Origin of the sequence: Clostridium sp. ZS2-4 (genome assembly GCF_026719745.1) — a bacterium.
Classification (GTDB): Bacteria; Bacillota; Clostridia; order Clostridiales; family Clostridiaceae; genus Clostridium_H.
This window is the reverse complement of the sequence record NZ_JAPPRQ010000134.1, coordinates 13,366-34,920: the sequence shown is the minus strand read 5'-3', so window position 1 is coordinate 34,920 and position 21,555 is coordinate 13,366. Positions and strand designations below refer to the sequence as shown.

Genomic DNA, 21,555 nt, shown 5'->3' with positions numbered 1-21,555 from the left:
TCAAAAATTTTTTTAATTATTTTCATCTAAAGATTTTTTATTTATGAGAACTTGTCTAGGTTTACTTCCATTCCTACCCGAAATAATACCTTTTTCTTCTAATTCATCTATTATTCTGGCAGCTCTATTATATCCAATTCTAAGTTTTCTTTGCAGAAGAGATGTAGATGCTTGTCCAATTTCTACTACTATGTTTATAGCTTCATCCAGTAATTCATCATAACTCGAGTTCTTTTTCTCAATATTGGTATTTATTTCCTCAATGATTTTTTCTTCATATTTTACGTCATTTTTATGAGTTTTTATAAAATTAACTACCTTTTCAACCTCTTCTTCTGCAATAAAAGCACCTTGTATTCTAATAGGTTTAGATTCACCTACAGGGTAAAACAACATATCTCCTCTTCCAAGCAATTTTTCTGCACCAGCAGAATCCAATATGGTTCTTGAATCTATTTGACTGGAAACAGCAAAAGATATTCTTGATGGTATATTAGCTTTTATTACTCCTGTTATTACATTAACTGATGGTCTTTGTGTAGCTATAACCAAGTGCATACCTGCTGCTCTTGCCATCTGTGCAAGTCTACATATATACTCTTCTACTTCTCCTGGACAAACCATCATAAGGTCCGCAAGTTCGTCTATAACAATTACTATCCAAGGAAGCTTCTCTTCAATTTTGCCTTTATTACATAACTCATTATATCCTTCAATATTTCTTACATTGTTATTTGCAAACAATGTATACCGTCTAGTCATCTCATTTACAGCCCAATTCAAAGCTCCAGCAGCTTTCTTTGGGTTAGTAACTACTGGTATTAATAGATGTGGTATATCATTGTATATACTCAATTCTACTACTTTGGGATCTACGAGAAGCAATTTTACATCATCCGGAGAATATTTATAGAGCAAACTGATGATTAGAGTATTTATACAAACACTTTTTCCTGAACCTGTAGCACCTGCTATAAGTAAATGAGGCATTTTAGATAAATCAGCAACTATGCAATTCCCTCCTATATCTTTTCCCAGAGCAAAAGCTATATTTTTATTGAAAGTCTTAAATTCAGAATCCTCTAAAACTTCTCTTAAGTATACAGGTGACACTGATTTATTTGGTACTTCTATTCCCACAGCACTTTTACCAGGAATAGGAGCTTCTATTCTTATAGAAGACGCTGCTAAGCTTAAAGCAATATCATCAGCTAAATGAGTAATCTTACTTACTTTCACTCCAGCATTAGGTTGTAATTCAAATCTAGTTACGGAAGGTCCCTTTGTAACTTGAATAACCTTAGCTTCAACTCCAAAGCTACTTAAAGTTTCTTCTAATCTTGAAGCAATACTTATTAGTTCTTTTTTATTATTTTTATGATTGCCTTCAACCGAATTTAAATTCAACAAATCAAGTGTAGGATATGTATATTCCATCTTTTCTTTTTCGTTATTTTCTATTAGTTTACTATTTAGTTCATCATTTATTTTTTCGGCTGAGATTTCTTCTAATATATCTGATTTCCTTGGTTTATTTTCAATATAATGTAAAGAAGACACATTATCAATAATTTTAGGTTCTTGTATCTCTTGTCTTTCTTCTGGATATTCAGTAGATTTCATAAAATCTATTACTTTAAGTTTATCATTTAAGTTTTTTATAAAAGATTGTTGATTGGTGTTATTTTCTTCAATCATTATGTCATTTAAATTTTCTTTTGAATCTTCTGTTTTAGTTATTTTTTTATCATTACTTATTTTAAAGTTATTTATTTTAAAGTTATTTATTAAATCCATTAAAGATATTTGTGATATTAAAATAAAAGCTATAATATAAACAGCAGTAAAAATAATATATGCTCCTATATTTCCAAATAATTTATAAATTGGAATATCAATTAAATAACTTGTTATACCACCATGCATTATTTTATCTTCTGAATATATTTTTTTAATACCATATAGTATAGTTTCATTCTTATAGTATTCATCCATATATATCATCTGAATAAAAAGAAGAGAATTTATAACAAACAAAAAAATCCCATAAAATCTTTTATTAAAATTTATTTTTCCATTTTTCATAATAAAACTTATTCCTAAAAAGATTAATATTACTGGGAAAAAATATGCCCCTATTCCCATCAATGAAATAAGAATTCGTTTTGCAGTTTGTCCTGCTATACCCGAAGCATTTGTCACAAAGATACTTAAAATCATCAATATTCCTATAGTAATAAAAATTATTCCTTTTATATCATTATTGAATTTAAAATAGTTTCCCTTAGATTGTTTTCTTGAACTATTATTTTTCCGACTCGTTTTTTTTGTCATTTGCATCACCTCTATTTCTTAATTTTATATTTCATTATAATAACAATCCTTTTATTATTATAATGAAAACTAGCCAAAGAGTAAAATCTTTTGGCTAGTTTTCATTTCTTTTATTATCAATCATTTCATCCAGCTTTTTCATTGCATTACTAATTCCTCCAACTTCATCAATTAACCCATATTCTACAGCTTGATTTCCTATCAATATAGTTCCCATATCATTTAATAATTCATCAGTTTGAGCCATTAATTTTCTCAGAGTATCTTTACTCATTTTTGAAGTTCTTGAAATAAACTCAATTATACGTTCTTGCATTTTATTAAAATATTCAAAAGTCTGAGGAACACCAAGCACTAATCCATTCATTCTTATTGGATGAATGATCATAGTAGCTGTAGGTGAAATAAAAGAATAATCTGCACAAGTAGCAAGGGGTACACCAATTGAATGACCACCACCTATAACCAAAGATACAGTTGGTTTACTTAAACTTCTAATCATTTCTGCTATAGCTAAACCAGCTTCTACATCCCCACCTACAGTATTAAGAATAATAAGCACTCCTTCCACTGATTTATTTGTTTCAATTGCAACTAATTGTGGAATTACATGCTCGTACTTAGTAGCTTTTGACTGAGGTGGTAAAACAGAATGTCCTTCAACTTGCCCTATAATAGGCAGTATCTGAAATCTTTGTGAGTTTTCTGGAATATTTGAAACTCCCATTTCTTTTATTGAAGCAACTTTGTTATCCTCATTTTCTTTAATAAAATTTTTATCACTCATAAACATTCCTCCCATTAAGCATAGTTTTTGCTTAATAGGTAACAAGTATTCATTTAATTATTATTTAAATTAAATTCTTTGTGAAGAGAATTTATTGCAGTTTGAGTATACTGTGATTCTACTAAACACCATATAGTAGAATGTGAATCTGCTGTTTGTAATACTTCTATATTTTCCTTTGCTAGAGGTTTCAATACTTTAGCCATAACTCCCGGAATTCCACGAATTCTAGATCCAATAATAGCAATTTTACTACAATTGTCTATATATGAATATTCTAATTTTAATTGCTTCATTATATTGTTTAATTTACACAAATCTATATTATCTACTGTAAATATTTTTTGATTTGGAAAAACATTTATAAGATCTATGCTTATTAAATTTTCAGCTAATACAGGTAAAATATCATGATAATTCTCATTATTAATGTTTTTAGCTAATTCAACTTTAATCTGTACTCTATTGTCCATATGAGTAATACCAGTTATTAAATTCTTATTATTAGCATCCCCAATATTATCAATAAGAGTACCTATACATTCACTCATTGTATTTTTAATAACTAAAGGTATGTTTCCTTTCATAGCTATTTCAACTGCTCTTGGATGTATGACTTTTGCTCCCTGATCTGCAAATTGGAACACTTCATTATAACTCAATTCTTTTATTAAAGAAGCATTTTTCACTATTCTTGGATCTGCTGTCATTATGCCATCTACATCAGTATATATATCAATTTCTTCAGCTTTTAAAGCAACCCCTAAAAGAGATGCAGTTACATCACTTCCACCTCTACCTAAAGTAGTTATAAACCCATTTTCATTGATTCCTTGGAATCCTGCTACAACAGGAATTTTATCTTCTTTTAATATTTTTAATAAGTTATCCGTTTTAACTTCCTTGACAGAGGCATTAGTAAATTGGTCATCAGTGATGATTCCAGCTTGACCACCCATCATCGGTACCGCTTGTATATTATGAGAATATAATTCATTACATAAAACTGCAGAACTTATTATCTCCCCACAGCTCATTAGAAGATCTACACCTAATTTATTATTATCTATATAATCTTTAGTCAAAAGTGAAAGCAATGAGTCTGTTGCATATGGTTGTCCTATTCTTCCCATTGCAGAGACTACTACCACAGGTGAAAAACCTTCCTTTTTAGCTTTAATTATTTTTTTTATTACAGATATTCTTCTTTCATGAGTTGAAACAGATGTTCCTCCAAATTTTTGTACTAAAATTTTCATGCTATTCCTCCAAGACAATCTACTTATTTGTTCTTTTGAGTTCAGATTCTTCTACATCGATAATTATAGTGCTTGTTCCTATTTTATTTATATATTCCCAAGGTATTTCTAAAAATTCGTTACCGCCAAAAAAATTAAAACGAGACTTGTTATTATCAATTATTAGAAGTTTAAATGATCCATTTTCACCAATTATTATATCATTATTTGAAAGATAATTATATTTTTCACCATTATTTATATTTATTATTTCATAATTTTCCATTTCACTATAAAATTTTATTTTATCATCCATAATTGTTTCCTCCTTTAATATATCATAATATTATATGATATATATTAAAGGATTATTACTATAACTTTATTTTTAGTGAATTCTTAAATGCTATTTTATCTCTTTCCAACACCCTGTCTATTAATTCTTCATCAAAGTTTTCTCCCACAAAAGCAGCATTTTCTATTCCATGTGAAAATGTACTTTCCATTACTTCTACTAATTTATTTCTATTTATGGAATCTACTTTTACCATTATATCACTCGGACTTACAATCTTATTTAGAAATAATACCATTCTTCCATTTCTAAACATCCTACTACTAGTGCTTTCTAAGCCTAAAATAAAAGTCCCCTTTAGTTGTTCTTTAAGCTTTATTAATTTTTCATTGCTAATTTTTTCTCGTGAAAAGTTATATAGTTCTTTTTTTATATAATTTATTGCGTCTACAGCATAATCAGGATTTAGACTGGTATATATAGAAATCATGCCACAATTGATATAAGAAGATATATAAGAATATATCGAATAGCACATTCCTAATTCTTCTCTAAGCTTCTGAAAAAGTATGGATGATGCTCCACCACCAAAAATCGTATTAAGAAGCATTAATGAATAAATATTATCATTTCCTACTTCTATACCACGTATACCTAAGCTCATATAAAGCTGTTCAATTTGCTTATTTTGAAATAAGTTATCATTTGTTATTACTGGTGAAGAATAATTTGTTATTTTTTTGTTAGTGCTATTCCATTTACCAAAAAATTTTTCAATAGTTTTTTCAATAGTTTTTACATCAAATTTACCACATATTGAAATAACAGAATTCTCCGGTATGTAGTAAGAATTAACATATCCAATAAGCATCTCTCTAGTAAACGATTGAACAGTATCTACATATCCAAGTATAGGAAGAGCAATTGAATCTTCTCCAAATGCTGCTATTGAATGTAAATCCATAAGCATATCTTCAGGACTATCATTACTCATTTTTATTTCTTCAATTACTACCTTTTTTTCTTTTTCAATATCTTCCTCAGCAAATTTACTATTAAATAACATATCAGATAATAAGTCTAAAGATAATTCCAAATGTGCATCTAAAGTCTTCACATAAAAGCAGGTTGATTCCTTTCCTGTAAAAGCATTTATTTGCCCCCCTACATTTTCTATGGTTTCTACTATCTCTCTTGCACTTCTGTTTTCAGTCCCTTTGAAAAACATATGTTCTATAAAATGGGATATACCATTATTTATAGAGTTTTCATTTCTTGAACCATTTTCAACCCAAAGTCCAACGGTAACTGAATTAACATAATCTATATTCTCTATGATAACTCTTAATCCATTATTTAGTTTAAATAAATTATACATATGTCCTCCTATTGAAATTACTAAAATTTAATAAAATAAAAAGGCATTACTGCCCTTCTACTTTTCTTCCTTATTATCTTTTGAATTATCTTCTTTTGAATTATCTTCTTTTGAATTATCTTCTTTTGAATTATCTTCTTTTGAATTATCTTCTTCTGAATCCTTAATAGCATCTTTTCTTGAAAGATTAATTCTTCCCATTGAATCTATGTCTGTTACCTTAACTAAAATTTCATCTCCAACAGATACAATATCTTCAACTTTGTTTACACGTTTAACATCTAGTTTTGATATATGAACTAATCCTTCTTTACCAGGTAATATTTGAACAAAAGCACCGAAGTTTGAAATTTTTGTAACTTTTCCTAAATATATTTCTCCTTCAAGAACTTCTCTTGAATAACTGTCTATTAATTCTAATGCTCTTTTACCTGATGTATAATCTTCAGCTGTAACAAATACTGCTCCATCATCTTTTATATCAATTTTTACCCCTGTTTCATCAATAATCTTATTAATAGTCTTACCACCTGCACCAATTACATCTTTGATTTTGTCAGGATTAATCTTCACTGTAAATACCTTAGGTGCATAAACTGATACTTCTTTTCTTGGTTCAACAATGCATTCTTGCATTACCTTTAATATTCCTAATCTAGCTTCTTTAGCGTCAATAATCGCTTTTTTTATACAATTATTTGATAATCCAGATATTTTTGTATCAACTTGTATAGCAGTGATACCCTTTTCTGTTCCAGCAACTTTGAAGTCCATATCACCGAAGAAGTCTTCAAGACCTTGAATATCTGTTAATATCTCTTCTTTTTGCAAATCATCACTTGTAACTAACCCCATAGCTATTCCAGCTGCTGGTCTTATAAGCGGAACACCAGCATCCAATAAAGCAAGAGTACTACCACAAACACTAGCTTGAGAAGTCGAACCATTTGAACTTAAGACTTCTGAAACTACTCTTATAGCATAAGGAAATTTATCTTGACTTGGAATTAGTGGTTCCAAAGCTTTTTCCGCCAATGCTCCATGTCCAATTTCTCTTCTATTTGGTCCTCTTAATGGTCTAACTTCTCCAACACTATATGATGGGAAATTATAGTGATGCATATATCTCTTAGATGTTTCTTCTTCAATGCCGTCTAATATTTGAACTTCACTTATGGATCCTAATGTAGCTACACTCATAACTTGAGTTAATCCTCTTGTAAAAACTCCACTTCCATGAGTTCTTGGTAATATTGCAACTTCAGAAGATAAAGCTCTTACTTGATCAAATCCTCTACCATCCGGTCTTCTCTTTTCATTTAAAATCATATTTCTTACTATTGACTTTTGAAGTTTATATACAATCTCGTTTATATCAGCAGTATTATCTGGATACTTTTCACCAAATTCTTCTTGAACTTTTTCTTTAACCTTATCCATAGCTACATTTCTAGCATCCTTATCTGTTATATACATAGCATCCTTTACCACATCAAATGCAAACTCTTTAACTTCGTTTTCAATAGTTTCATCTATTTTGTACAATGTAACTTCTGACTTAGGTTTACCATATTTATGCATAACTTCTTCTTGGAATAGTGCTATTTTTTTGCATTCATCAAATCCAAACATTATAGCATCGTACATAATATTTTCTGGTATTTCTTGACCACCAGCTTCTATCATCATAACTCTCTCTTTAGTAGCACATACAGTTAAATCTAAAGAACTTTCTTCTCTTTGCTTTGATGTAGGATTTATAATAAATTGCCCATCAATCAATCCAACAGATACAGTTCCAACAGGAGTTGTAAAAGGTATACTAGATAGACATAATGCTAAAGATGCACCATTCATTGCTAATATATTTGGTAAATTATCCTGCTCAACTGATTGAACTGTACATACTATTTGAACGTCATTTCTATAGCCTTTTGGAAATAATGGTCTAAGAGGTCTATCAATAGCTCTGGCATTAAGAATAGCTTTATCTGATGGTCTACCTTCTCTTTTTATGAAACCTCCTGGTATTTTTCCTACCGCATATAGTCTTTCCTGGTATTCTATGCTTAAAGGGAAGAAATCAATTCCTTCTCTTGGACTCTCTGAAGCATTAGCATTAACAAGTATTACAGTATCACCATAACTTATTTTTAAAGCACAATCTGAAAGCATTCCCAATTTTCCAAATTCACCCTTAAATTTTCTTCCAGCAATAGTTGTTTCAAATACTTGATTCATTTTTATAACCTCCTTTCAATATATCTCTACAATTATATTATTGCCAATAAAACCTAATTTAATAATTTAGTGTTTTTCTAAAACAATAGAGCGGTACTAGCCCGCTCTAAATTATTTTCTTAATCCTAATTTTTTAATTAATTCACGATATCTTTCAATCTCTTGATCTTTTAAGTAATTTAAAAGACCTCTTCTCTTACCAACCATCATTAGAAGACCTCTTCTTGAGTGGTGATCTTTTTTGTGTTCTTTTAAATGCTCATTTAAGTGATTAATTCTTTCTGTTAATAAAGCAACTTGAACTTCTGGAGAACCAGTATCTCCTTCACCTGTTGCATATTGCGCGATTATTTCTTGCTTTCTAGCCTTATCCATGCTTAAGCACCTCCATTAATTTTATCCCCTTTATTCCATGAGTACCGCCGGCCAGTCAGCAATCATAGCATAAGGTTCGCAACACCAATTATAACAAATAAATTACAAAATGTAAATTATTTTTTGTTCTTTTGCATAATATTTATCTTTTGCTATTTGAGTTGAAAGCTCTCCAAGTGAATTGAATTTTTTTTCATCTCTTATTCTTTTCAAAAAATATAACTTGATATTTTCACCATATATGTCTTTATCAAAGTCAAGTACATGAGTCTCTATACTTAATTTCTTATCTTTTACAGTTGGATTATACCCTATATTAGTTATTCCTCTATATCTTACACCATTGTATTCAACAATAGTATAGTATACTCCCCCTCTTGGTAATATATATTTTTTATCATAGTCCAAATTAACTGTTGGGAAATGTATCTTTCTACCAAGTTGTTTCCCTTTTATGACTTTTCCTTCTAACATAAAAGGTCTAGTTAAAAAATCATTTGATTTTTCAATATCCCCTTCTGACAACAAATGTCTTATTTTTGAACTACTTACTATTTCTCCATTTAATTTTATTGGCTCAACAATATGTACTTCAAACCCTAATTCATAGCTTAATCGTTGAAGGAGTTCAATATCTCCTAAATTCTTATATCCAAATCTATAATTAAATCCTACAATAATGCCTTTAACATTATAGCAATCAATCATTTTTAAAATAAAATCCTCAGGAGATATCTTCATAAACTCTTCATCAAAATTCACATAATTTACATAATCAATCCCTGAAGCTTGTAAAAGTTTTGATTTAATATCATTATTAATAATCAATTTAGGTGCCATTTCCTCATTGATTATGCTAAGAGGATGATTTTTAAATGTAAACACCATGCTTTTACAATTATTATCCTTCGCCAGTTCAATGGTTTTATTTATAAGATTCATATGTCCTAAATGGAGTCCATCAAAACTTCCTAAGGCAATATATGTTTTTTCTGTGAATTTAGTATTAAAATTATCTTCATATATAACCATAATCTTAACCTCTAATTAAGTAGTTTTTCCATTTTTAGCCCTTCATTAGTTCTTATTCCTAGTCCTATAAATTTCTCATCTTCAGTATATATGCGATACAATATATTTTTCTGTATACCTTGCAGCAAAGATCTATCTTTTATTTTAACCCCATTAATCAGTAAATTTTTCATTTTATCATTTATACTTATTTTTTCATAGTTTTTTAGAACTTCTTCCAATGGCATTAAATACTTCTCAATATTTTCTTCTTTTAAGTCTCTCAACACTATTGAAAAATCTTTCTTGAAATTTCCACTAGCAACTCTTTCTAAATCCCACATAGTACCACCACAATCAAGTTTTCTTCCTATATCATAGCACAAACTTCTTATATATGTTCCTTTGGAACATTTAACTTCAAATACGATATCTGGTAATTGAAGTTTTATAATATCTATACTATATATTATAATATCTCTAGCTTGTCTTTCTATTTCTATACCTTTTCTTGCTAGTTCATATAATTTTTTACCTTTAATTTTAATGGCTGAATACATAGGAGGTATTTGAGCTATTTCCCCAATAAAAGAATTAATAACATTAACTACTGTATCTTCAGAAACAGTCACTTCTTTGTTTTGTAATATTTTTCCTTCTTTATCGTAAGTATCAGTTGTAATTCCAAGTTTCAGATGAGCTTTATAAATCTTATAATCATTCATAATATAATCAACAATTTTAGTTGCTTTACCAATACATATCGGAAGTACACCACAAGCTAAAGGATCTAAAGTACCAGTATGACCTACTTTTTTAGTTTTAGATAATTTTCTAATTTCCCTTACAACATCAAAAGAAGTTATTCCTATTGGTTTATAAACATTTATTACGCCATCCATTATATCAACTCTTTTTCTATTTCTTTAATTATAATTTTGTTAATTTCTTTTAGTGATTTCTTACTTGCAAATCCTGACGCTCTTACATGTCCGCCACCGTCAAATTTTTCCGCAATTTTTCTAACATCAACTATAGTTTTAGACCTTAAACTAACTTTTACACCTTCTTCAGTTTCTTTCAATAAAACAGCAACTTCAACTGTATCTATTTTAGTTCCTAAAGATATAATATCAGAAGAGTCTCCATTGTTTATATCAAACTCATCAAGCATTTCCTGTGTAAGTTTCATTATACAGATTTTCCCATCATGTGTTAGATACATATTTTCAATTACTCTACCTTGCAACTTTATTCTTGAATATTTTACATTTTCAAAAATATTTCTATGAATTTGTGAAAAATCTATTCCTACATTTATTAAATGTCCTGCAATTTTATGTGTCAAATCAGTTGTATTAGAGTGTTTAAAAGAACCTGTATCAGTAACTAAAGAAGTATACAAGCACGTAGCTATATCTGTATCTATTTCTATATTCATCATATTAAATATTTCATAGATGATTTCTGATACTGCTGCTGCATCAGTATTAACATAGTTTATGTCACCATATAAATCATTTGAAAGATGATGATCTATATTTATCAATGTATAATTTCTATTAGGCATTGATAGATTAGAGTTAATTCTACCAACATTTCCACAATCTAATACTATGACCGTATCTGTATTTTCAAGAATACAATCAATATTTTTATTAACTTCATCACAAAATGGTAAATACCCAAAAGTTTCCGGCAAAGATTCCTTAGACATAATGTAAGCTTCTTTATTCAATTTAAGAAGCCCTTGCATTAGCGCAAGAGAACTTCCTAAAGCATCACCATCAGGAGACACATGACAAGTGATGCCAATTTTTTTGCTTCTATTAATAGCTTCAATTACACTATTTATTTGTCTCATAATTCTTCCCCTTTAAATTTGTAAGAAGATTATTTATGTGCATACCACGTTCTATACTTTCATCTAATTCTAGAACTAATTCTGGAGTATATCTTAATTTAACTCTATGGCCAATTTCACGCCTCATGAATCCAGCAGATTTATTTAAAGCTTCTAAACTTTGTTTTTTAGAATCTTCGTTTCCAAATAAACTAATAAATACTTTGGCATACCTTAAATCGTTGGTAACTTCTACTTTAGTTACACTAACCATAGCTGTTAATCTTGGATCATTTATATCATCACGAATAATGTTACTAAGTTCTTTTTTTATTTCTTCATTGATTCTACCCAGCCTATATTTGGTCATATAACTCTCTCCTTTATATTATATATGTTTAGGCTTTATTTCTTCCATAGTGTAAGCTTCAATTAAGTCGCCTTCCTTAATATCATTGAATTTTTCAATTGTTATTCCACATTCATATCCTGATGCTACTTCCTTTACATCATCTTTAAATCTTTTTAATGATGACAGTTCAGATTCAAATATTACTATACCATCTCTAATTATTCTAACTCCACTGTTTCGTACGATTTTCCCATTCAACACATAACACCCTGCTACAGTTCCTATGTTTGATATTTTATATGTTAATCGTACTTCAGCAGTACCTAAAATTACTTCTTTATATACTGGTTCTAGCATACCAACCATAGCAGATTTTATATCATCTAGAGCATCATAAATTATTCTATATGTTCTTATGTTTACTCCTTCTTTTTCAGCTAGAACAGAAGCATTATTTGAAGGTCTTACATTAAAACCTATAATTAAGGCATTTGATGCTGCTGCTAGTGTAACATCTGTTTCACTAATAGCTCCTACTGCTCCATGTATTACTCTAACTTTAACTTCATCAGTAGATAACTTTTCTAAAGATTGTTTAACTGCTTCAACTGAACCTTGAACATCTGCTCTAACTATAACACCTAGTTCTTTCACTTTTCCTTCCTGAATTTGACTGTATAAGTCTTCAAGTGATACTCTATTTGTAGACTGCATTCGTTGTTCTCTTAATTTTTGTTTTCTGTTTTCTGCCATATTTCTAGCAGTTTTTTCGTCTTTTACTACATTAAATCTATCTCCTGCATCAGGCACTTCAGATAATCCTAATATTTCTACTGGTATTGATGGTCCAGCTGAATTAATTTTCTTTCCTTTATCATCAAACATAGCCCTTATTCTACCATAAGTAGATCCAACTATGATTGAGTCACCTGATTTTAGAGTACCATTCTGTACTAAAAGAGTAGCCACTGGACCTCTTCCTTTATCTAGTTTAGCTTCAATTACAGTTCCTTTAGCTCTTCTACTTGGGTCTGCCTTTAATTCTTCCATTTCAGCAGTTAAGATAACCATTTCTAATAATGAATCTAATCCTTCTTTTGTATGAGCTGATACTGGAACACAAACTATATCTCCACCCCAATCTTCTGGAATAAGGTTATACTCTGTTAATTCTTGTTTTACTTTGTCAATGTTGGCTCCTACTTTATCAATCTTATTTATAGCTACAATTATTGGAACGTTAGCCGCCTTACAGTGATTAATTGCTTCGGCAGTTTGAGGCATTATTCCATCATCAGCAGCAACAACTAATATAACAATATCTGTTATTTGAGCACCTCTGGCCCTCATAGTTGTAAATGCTTCATGACCAGGAGTATCTAAAAATGATATTTTTTCTCCATTAACTTCAACAGTATAAGCACCAATATGTTGAGTTATTCCTCCTGCTTCTGTAGCTGTAACCTTTGATTTTTTTATGGCATCTAAAATTGATGTTTTACCATGGTCAACATGACCCATAACAGTAACAACTGGTGGTCTTTTTTCATTTCCGTAATCATCATCTTCATCATCTTCTTTAACTACAGCAGAATTTTCTTCTTTTTTTGATATTATTGCATCAAATTTTCCAGCTAATTTTTCAGCTGTATTAAAATCTAACTCTTGGTTGATAGCAGCCATTACTCCCATAAACATTAACTGTTTTATTACATCAGTTATTGGTTTATGAAGCTTTTCGGCAAGTTCTTTTACAGTAATAGTATCTTCCATTTCAATTACTATTTCTTCTTCTGTTTCTTCATTTTTTACTGCAACCGAAGTGTCTACTGAATTTTTATTATTTCTAATCTGCTTTTTCTGCTTTTGGTTATTAACAGATTCATCAATTTCTTCTTCATATTCATCGATAATGCTTTTTTTTGAAAATTTCCCAGGATTTTCTTCACCTTCATCGAATAGTTCTTTTATAAGTTCCGCATCTTCTTCATCCAACACACTCATATGGTTTTTAACCTTAATACTAAATTCACTTAATAGTATATCTATCAATTCTCTACTTGTTATGTCTAATTCTTTTGCTAATTCATAAACTCTAGTTTTAGCCAAACCATTCACCCCCAATTAGTATTAAAATTTTGCAAAATCTTTTACAAAATTTATTCTATATGTATCTATGCATATAGAAAAGCTTTATACTTGATGTTACTCACTTAGTATTTCAGATTTTAACCTATCATAAATTTCATCACTTATTTTAGTGCCAAGATTTTTTTCAAGTCTTTTTGATTTAACTGCAACCTTAAAACATTCTACATCTTTACATATATAAGCGCCTCTTCCTGGCTTTTTACCTGTTAAATCAACCGTTATCTCATTTTCTTTATTCTTAACAATTCTCAATAATTCTTTTTTAGGTTTCATTTCTGAACATCCAGTGCACATTCTCTTGGGTATTTTTTTCACTTTCATAAACAAACTACCACCTTTCACAGAATTATTCAGAAGACTGAGACTCACTTTTTATGTCAATTTTCCAGCCTGTTAGCTTAGCTGCAAGCCTAACATTTTGTCCTTCTTTACCTATAGCTAGTGATAATTGATTGTCTTCAACTACTATTTTTGCTGATTTGTTTTCTTCATCTATAACAACATCTAAAACTTTAGCCGGACTTAGTGCATTAGCTATATATTTTTCAGGTAATTTATCCCATTTAATAATGTCAATCTTTTCATTTTTCAATTCATTAACTATGTTTTGTACTCTCATTCCCTTAGGACCCACACACGCACCAGTAGCATCCACATTTTCATCATGAGAATAAACCGCTATTTTAGTTCTTGATCCTGCTTCTCTGGCAATACTTTTAATTTCAACTACTCCACTATAAATTTCCGGAACTTCTAATTCAAAAAGTCTTTTTACTAATCCTGGATGAGTTCTTGAAACCACAATTTGTGGACCTTTTGTAGTATTTTTAACTTCTACGATATATAGCTTTAGCTTAGAATTAAAATTATATTCTTCTTCTGGCATTTGCTCACTTGGTCCAAGAACAGCTTCAATTTTTCCTAAATCAATAAATACATTTCCTTTATCTTTTCTTATGACTATTCCAGTAATTATGTCATACTCTTTTGCTACAAACTCATTGTATATAACTTTTCTTTCTGCTTCTTTTATTCTTTGAATAACAACTTGTTTAGCTGTCTGAGCAGCAATTCTACCAAATTTTTTAGGTGTAACTTCAATATCTATTACATCCCCAACTTCATATAATGGATCAATTCTTTTAGCCTCTTCTAAAGAAATTTCATTTATATTTTCTGGTTCTTCTTCAACTTTTAGTGGTGTGTAAACATGAATTTCACCATTTTCTCTGTCAATAGTAACCTTAACATTCTGTAAATTGCCACCTGTTTTAGCATAATTCTTTTTATACGCTGACACTAGTGCATCTTCAACAGTATCAAATAATAAATCTTCACAAATTCCTTTTTCTTTAACAATTTCTTTTAAGGCTTCAATAAATTCCGCATTCATCTTTTAAAACCTCCTCAAAACTCCCCTTTTAAAATAATTCTTTTAATTTTATCTTTTGGAATAGAAATAGAATTATCTTCATTTTCTATTTCTATAATTTCATTACTGAAATTTAATAGTTTACCTTCATATTTTCTATTTCCTTCAAATAATCTTGAAAGTTTAATAGCTACCATATGATTTAAGTATTTCTGCAGATGTTTATCATTATACAATATTCTCTCTATACCTGGAGAAGATACTTCTAGATAGTAACTATCTGATATGGGGTCTTCTTCATCAAGCATATCACTTAATTTTCTGCTTACTTTTTCACAATCCTCTAAAGATATACCCTCAGCTTTATCTATGTACACTCTCAGATAATTTTCATTTTGCTCTCTTATATATTCTACATGATATAATTCGTAATTTAATTGTACTACTACAGGTTCTATAAATTGTGAAAGTTTATCTACTAAAATATCATTTTTCATATCTAGACCTCCTTAATCTTAGTTTTTACAATTTATTTTTAAATAAACAAATATTAAGGAAAAACGCAACAAATAGTTGCGTTTTTACAAATATAAAGAGTGGGCTTTTTCATCCCACTCTTATGCTAAACTTTATCTGCAAAATAATTCTATTTCATTTTAACATACTAATAAAGCTATTTCAAGTAATATACCAAACATTTTATTTACAAGCAATATTGCTCAAAACCTAAAATAGTGATAATTGATTTGTTTCAGGTAATCCCTTAAGACAACCATGTTCATTTAAAGCTTCAATTACTGTTTTTGAAACCTTTGTTCTAACTCTTAAGTCTTCTTTAGAAATAAATTCTCCTTCATTTCTAACTAAAGCAATACTTTTTGCAGCATTTGCACCTACTCCAGCTAGAGCACTAAGAGGAGGTCTAATATTGTTATCCTCAATTATAAATTTTGTTGCATGAGATTTGTATATATCTACTTTTAAAAATTTAATTTCTCTTTTGTACATTTCATAAGAAAGTTCTAAAATAGTCAATAATCCTTTATCTTTTGGAGATACATTATTACCTAAACTGTTAATTTCATCAATTTTTCTTTTTATAACTGATTCACCTTGAACAATTAATTGTGCATCGAAATCATCTATTCCTCTAACAGTAAAATAGGCTACATAATATGCTTGAGGATAATAAACTTTATAATAAGCTATTCTAACCGCCATCATTACGTATGCAACAGCATGCCCCTTAGGAAACATATATTTTATTCTTTTACATGATTCTATATACCAATCGGGAACTTTATGTTCTTTCATTAATTGTTCATGTTCTTCACTAAGCCCTTTCCCTTTTCTTACTTTTTCCATTATAGTAAATGCATCTTTTGGTACTAATCCTTTATATATTAAATAAACCATAATGTCATCTCTTGTAGATATACAGTCTTTAAGTGTAGTATATCCTTCACCAATAAAATATTGAGCATTATTCAACCATACATCAGTTCCATGAGATAATCCGGATATTCTAACAAGATCTGAAAATGTTTTTGGTTGAGTATCTACTAGCATTTGTCTAACAAACTTAGTACCAAATTCCGGTAGACCGTAACTTCCTACCGTACATCCCAGTTCTTCTTCTGTAAGCCCTAACGCTTCAGGTGAAGTAAATAAACTTAGTACTTTCTCGTCTCCAATTGGTATAGTTTGAGGATCCAATCCTGTAATATCTTTAAGCATTCTTAAAACAGTAGGATCATCATGACCAAGTATATCCAACTTTAGCAGTCTTCCACTTATAGAGTGATAATCAAAATGTGTGGTAATAATATCTGAATTAGTGTCATCAGCAGGATGTTGTATGGGACAAAAATTAAATATTTCATTGTCACTAGGTACAACCATAATTCCTCCTGGATGTTGGCCAGAAGTTCTTTTAACCCCTGTGCATCCTTGAGTTAATCTCTCAATTTCAGCTTGAGGAACCACCTTTTTCTTTTCATCTAAATATTTTTTTACAAAACCATACGCAGTTTTATCTGCTATAGTGCCAATTGTTCCAGCTTTAAAAGTATGTCCTTTACCAAAAAGAACTTCAGTGTATTTATGAATATCAGCTTGATTATCACCTGAGAAGTTTAAATCTATATCTGGTTCTTTATCTCCGTTGAAACCCAAGAAGGTTTCAAACGGAATATCATGACCATCTCTAATATATTCTGAACCACATTCTGGGCAATTTTTTGTTGGTAAATCTGCACCAGAAGCCACAGAACCATCTGTAAAAAATTCACTGTGCTTGCATCTAGGACATACATAGTGTGGAGGTAACCCATTAACTTCTGTTATATTACACATTGTTGCAACCAAAGAAGATCCAACGGAACCTCTAGATCCAACTAAGTAACCATCGTCTATTGATTTTGCCACTAATTTATGTGCTATTAAATAAAGAACTGCATATCCATTATTTATTATAGAATTTAATTCTTTTTCAAGTCTTTTTCGTACAATATCTGGTAGTGGATTCCCATATATTGAATATGCCTTATTCATAGTCATATTTCTAATGTCGTCATCCGCTCCCTCAATTTTAGGTGGAAAAGTCTCATCTGGTATTGGTTTAATGTGTTCAATTTCATCTGCAATTTTTCTAGGATTGTATATGACAACTTCTTTTGCTTTATCATTCCCTAAATATTCAAATTCCTTTAACATTTCATTTGTTGTTCTGTAATATAGTGGTGGCTGATTCTCAGCATCTGAATACCCTTGCCCCTTCATTAATATTTCTCTAAAAGTTGCATCTTCCGGATCTAAAAAGTGCACATCACAAGTTGCAACTACAGGTAAATTATGCTTTTCTCCTAACTCACATATTTTTCTATTGATTTCTTTAAGCTGTTCTCTGTCTTTAACTTTTCCTTTTCTTATCATAAATTCATTATTATCTACTGGTTGTATTTCTAGATAATCATAAAATTTAATTACATCATTCAGATCTTCTTCACTTTTTCCTTCGAAAACCGCTTTATAAATTTCACCAGCTTCACAAGCTGACCCAACTATTAATCCTTCTCTATACTCTTGAATTAGGCTTTTAGGCATTCTTGGTTTCCTAAAAAAATAATCTAAATTAGAGAAAGAAATAAGTTTATATAAATTCTTTAATCCAATTTGGTTTTTGGCCAATATTATCAAGTGATGTGTAGGCAATTTTTTTATATCTTGATTTCCTAAAAATTCTTTATTTAACTCTTCTAAACTAATCATATTTTTCTCTTTTAATAACTTAAAACAAATTAATAATATATCAGCTGTAGCTTTTGCATCATCAACAGCTCTATGATGATTTTCTAATGAAATTCCTAGATGCTTAGCTATAACATTTAATTTATATTTATTCAATTGAGGAAATAAGTATTTTGCCAAAAGCACTGTATCCATAATTCCATATTTAAATTCTAAGTTGAAATCATTACAATTTTTTCTTATAAAAGAAGTATCGAAATTTGCATTGTGAGCTACAAGTACTGAGTCTTTTGCAAAATTCATAAATTGGGGTAGAATTTTCTCTATCGTTTCAGCATCTTTAACCATATCATCCGTTATTCCAGTAAGTTCAGTAATTTTATAAGGTATTTTAACCTCCGGATTGATAAATGAACTAAAGCTATCTACTATAGTCCCATTTTTTATTTTAACAGCACCAATTTCAATGATTTTATCATAAATACTTGAAAAACCAGTTGTTTCTATATCAAAAACAACAAAAGTATCATTTATTGTTTCATCTTTAATATTTACAGATATAGGAACTCCATCATTTACCAAATATGCTTCTACACCATATAAAATTTTAATATTATGTTTTTTACCCATATCCATTGCTTCTGGAAAAGCTTGAACTACACCATGATCTGTTATAGCGATAGCAGGATGTCCCCACTTAGCTGCTCTCTTAATCAATGCAGAAGTGGAAGACATTCCATCCATGGAACTCATTTGGGTATGTAGATGGAGCTCTACTCTTTTTTCATCATAAGTATCCATCTTTTCAATTTTTGTTGTTTTTACTATATCTCTTGCCATGACAACAACTTCTCTGGCAAAAGAATCATGTACCGCTTCACCTCTAACCTTACAGTAAAGTCCAACTTTCAATTCTTCAATTAATTTCTCGGTTTCATTTGGTTTAGGAAAACATTTTACAGTTATAGAACTTGTATAATCAGTAATATAGAAAGTAACTATTTTTCTTCCTGATTTAGTTTCAACTATATTAACCTTAAACACATCTCCACATATAGTGATTCTTCCAGAAGTTTCATTAATTGAATCTATATTAGTAATTTCACCAATTGCATCCCTTCCTAAAATAGCATTAGGATTCTTAGTAACTCTTTTTTGAGTAAAATCTTTATTATTGCTACGTTCAGTGGTATTAGAATTTTTCGAAACAACTTTACCTTCTGATACTGATACCTTAGAAGAAATAGCCTTTTGATTTAAAATAGACTGTATTAATGATTTTTCTTCTATTTCTTTACTTGCAAAATAATTTTTTTCTTCTAACTCTAAATTAAAATTCAAACTCACTCTACACTTAATTCCAAATATATCATAAAATGAATTTTGTATAAACTGTTCAACATTTTTAGATTTCAACAACTTACACATAAATTCATCACCTATTTCAATCGATATATAATTATCATTAACCTTTCTAACTGCATTAGTTAAAAATTGCTTACAAATAGGAACTTTTACAGCAACATTATTTATAATATCTATCCAGTATTCCTTTATAACTTCTTCTAGTGTTAAATTTGATATATTCTTATAACAAATTAAATCTATGTTATTAAAACAATATAATTTTTTTATTATTAGTTTTTTTATTAGATTTTTTGTAACCTCATTTATTTCATTAATAGATCTCAATACAACCTTTAATCTATCACTTTTGGTAAAATATTGAACTCTTAATATTTGTATATCTTTTTCTAGAATAGTTTCATTAGTATCTATTTCATTTTTTAATAGTTGAACTAAACTATTATTCATTAAGCTACCCCCTAATGCAATGGCTAAATTTGTAAATAATATAGGCTATGAAAAATCATAGCCTACATTTTATTGATTTCGTTTATTAGCTCATCAATTAGTTTATCTTCTTTTACTTTTTTTATAATTTTACCTTTTTTAAAGAGTAATCCTTCTCCGATTCCACCAGCAATTCCTATATCAGCTTCTCTTGCTTCACCTGGTCCATTAACCACACATCCCATTATGGCTACTTTTAAATTTTTATTACATTCTGCTAATCTCTTTTCTGCTTCATTAGCTAATTGTATAAGATTAATGTTAGTTCTTCCACATGTAGGGCAAGAAATAATCTCCATTCCTTCTTTTATATACCCTAAAGATTTTAAAATCTCTCTACCAACTTTAATTTCTTCAACAGGATTTCCTGTTAGAGATACTCTTATAGTATCTCCAATTCCTTCTGAAAGAAGAGTACCAATTCCTACACTTGACTTAATGGTACCTCTCCACAGTGTGCCTGCTTCAGTGACTCCAACATGAAGGGGATAATCAACTTTAGATGATATAATTCTATAACTTTCAATCATATGCATTACATTTGATGACTTTATAGAAATAACTATATCTTCAAAATTTAAATTTTCCAAAATGTGTACATGATTTAATGCACTTTCTACTAGCGCTTCTGGACAAACTTTACCATATTTCTTTAATAATTCTTTTTCTAAAGAACCAGAATTAACGCCTATTCTAATTGGTATTTTTCTCTCTTTTGCAGCATTAGCTACTATTTTTACTCTTTCAATCCTTCCTATATTTCCTGGATTTATTCTTAATGCTGCAACTCCACTTTCTATAGACTCTAATGCTAATCTATAGTCAAAATGAATGTCAGCAACAACTGGAATATTGACTGAACTTACTATTTCTTTCAATGCTCTTGCAGCTTCCATATCAGGTACCGCACACCTTGTAATGTCACATCCAGCTTTTTCCAATTCTTTAATTTGTTTTACTGTAGCTTCAACATCTCTTGTATCGGTGTTATTCATAGATTGAACACTAATCTTTGAATCTCCACCTATATAGATTTTTCCTATTTTAATTTTTTTTGTTTTTCTTCGCTCCATAA

At 29.5% G+C, this 21,555-nt stretch carries 17 protein-coding genes; all 17 read right to left on the bottom strand.

From position 1 onward, the window contains the following. Window positions 1-12: 12 nt before the first annotated feature. Window positions 13-2,334, bottom strand: a complete 2,322-nt coding sequence (locus OIO11_RS15925; RefSeq protein WP_268072428.1) for an FtsK/SpoIIIE family DNA translocase — start codon at window positions 2,332-2,334, stop codon at window positions 13-15. 94 nt (window positions 2,335-2,428) lie between these two features. Next, on the bottom strand, window positions 2,429-3,121 hold the full coding sequence (locus OIO11_RS15920) for a ClpP family protease (RefSeq protein ID WP_268072427.1): 693 nt from the start codon (window positions 3,119-3,121) through the stop codon (window positions 2,429-2,431). Window positions 3,122-3,174: 53 nt separating this feature from the next. Next, entirely contained in the window at window positions 3,175-4,380 is a 1,206-nt protein-coding gene (dapG, locus tag OIO11_RS15915; protein WP_268072426.1) for an aspartate kinase, read from the bottom strand. Window positions 4,381-4,399: 19 nt separating this feature from the next. After that, window positions 4,400-4,675, bottom strand: a complete 276-nt coding sequence (locus tag OIO11_RS15910; RefSeq protein ID WP_268072425.1) for a YlmC/YmxH family sporulation protein — start codon at window positions 4,673-4,675, stop codon at window positions 4,400-4,402. Window positions 4,676-4,733: 58 nt separating this feature from the next. Beyond that, window positions 4,734-6,032 (bottom strand): insulinase family protein, encoded by a 1,299-nt coding sequence (locus OIO11_RS15905; protein WP_268072424.1) that lies wholly within the window; start codon window positions 6,030-6,032, stop codon window positions 4,734-4,736. Between the two features lie 57 nt (window positions 6,033-6,089). Next, window positions 6,090-8,273 (bottom strand): polyribonucleotide nucleotidyltransferase, encoded by a 2,184-nt coding sequence (locus OIO11_RS15900; RefSeq protein ID WP_268072423.1) that lies wholly within the window; start codon window positions 8,271-8,273, stop codon window positions 6,090-6,092. A gap of 111 nt (window positions 8,274-8,384) precedes the next feature. Further along, on the bottom strand, window positions 8,385-8,648 hold the full coding sequence (gene rpsO, locus OIO11_RS15895; protein ID WP_268072422.1) for a 30S ribosomal protein S15: 264 nt from the start codon (window positions 8,646-8,648) through the stop codon (window positions 8,385-8,387). Window positions 8,649-8,750: 102 nt separating this feature from the next. Then, on the bottom strand, window positions 8,751-9,680 hold the full coding sequence (locus OIO11_RS15890; protein WP_268072421.1) for a bifunctional riboflavin kinase/FAD synthetase: 930 nt from the start codon (window positions 9,678-9,680) through the stop codon (window positions 8,751-8,753). Window positions 9,681-9,691: 11 nt separating this feature from the next. Further along, window positions 9,692-10,561, bottom strand: coding sequence for a tRNA pseudouridine(55) synthase TruB (truB, locus tag OIO11_RS15885; protein ID WP_268072420.1), 870 nt, complete (start codon window positions 10,559-10,561; stop codon window positions 9,692-9,694). Then, window positions 10,561-11,523, bottom strand: coding sequence for a DHH family phosphoesterase (locus OIO11_RS15880; RefSeq protein ID WP_268072419.1), 963 nt, complete (start codon window positions 11,521-11,523; stop codon window positions 10,561-10,563). The genes truB and OIO11_RS15880 overlap by 1 nt, the downstream gene beginning before the upstream one ends. Further along, window positions 11,507-11,872 (bottom strand): 30S ribosome-binding factor RbfA, encoded by a 366-nt coding sequence (gene rbfA / locus OIO11_RS15875; RefSeq protein WP_268072418.1) that lies wholly within the window; start codon window positions 11,870-11,872, stop codon window positions 11,507-11,509. Before rbfA ends, OIO11_RS15880 begins: the two co-directional genes overlap by 17 nt. 18 nt (window positions 11,873-11,890) lie before the next feature. Beyond that, window positions 11,891-13,963, bottom strand: coding sequence for a translation initiation factor IF-2 (infB, locus tag OIO11_RS15870; RefSeq protein ID WP_268072417.1), 2,073 nt, complete (start codon window positions 13,961-13,963; stop codon window positions 11,891-11,893). A 96-nt stretch (window positions 13,964-14,059) separates the two neighbouring features. After that, window positions 14,060-14,326 (bottom strand): RNase P modulator RnpM, encoded by a 267-nt coding sequence (gene rnpM / locus OIO11_RS15865; protein ID WP_268072416.1) that lies wholly within the window; start codon window positions 14,324-14,326, stop codon window positions 14,060-14,062. A 25-nt stretch (window positions 14,327-14,351) separates the two neighbouring features. Then, on the bottom strand, window positions 14,352-15,398 hold the full coding sequence (nusA, locus tag OIO11_RS15860) for a transcription termination factor NusA (protein ID WP_268072415.1): 1,047 nt from the start codon (window positions 15,396-15,398) through the stop codon (window positions 14,352-14,354). A gap of 14 nt (window positions 15,399-15,412) precedes the next feature. Beyond that, window positions 15,413-15,874: a ribosome maturation factor RimP gene (gene rimP, locus OIO11_RS15855; RefSeq protein WP_268072414.1), complete on the bottom strand. Its 462-nt coding sequence runs from the start codon at window positions 15,872-15,874 to the stop codon at window positions 15,413-15,415. A 229-nt stretch (window positions 15,875-16,103) separates the two neighbouring features. Continuing rightward, entirely contained in the window at window positions 16,104-20,441 is a 4,338-nt protein-coding gene (locus OIO11_RS15850) for a PolC-type DNA polymerase III (protein ID WP_268072413.1), read from the bottom strand. A gap of 62 nt (window positions 20,442-20,503) precedes the next feature. After that, window positions 20,504-21,553, bottom strand: coding sequence for a flavodoxin-dependent (E)-4-hydroxy-3-methylbut-2-enyl-diphosphate synthase (gene ispG, locus OIO11_RS15845; protein WP_268072412.1), 1,050 nt, complete (start codon window positions 21,551-21,553; stop codon window positions 20,504-20,506). Window positions 21,554-21,555 lie beyond the last annotated feature (2 nt).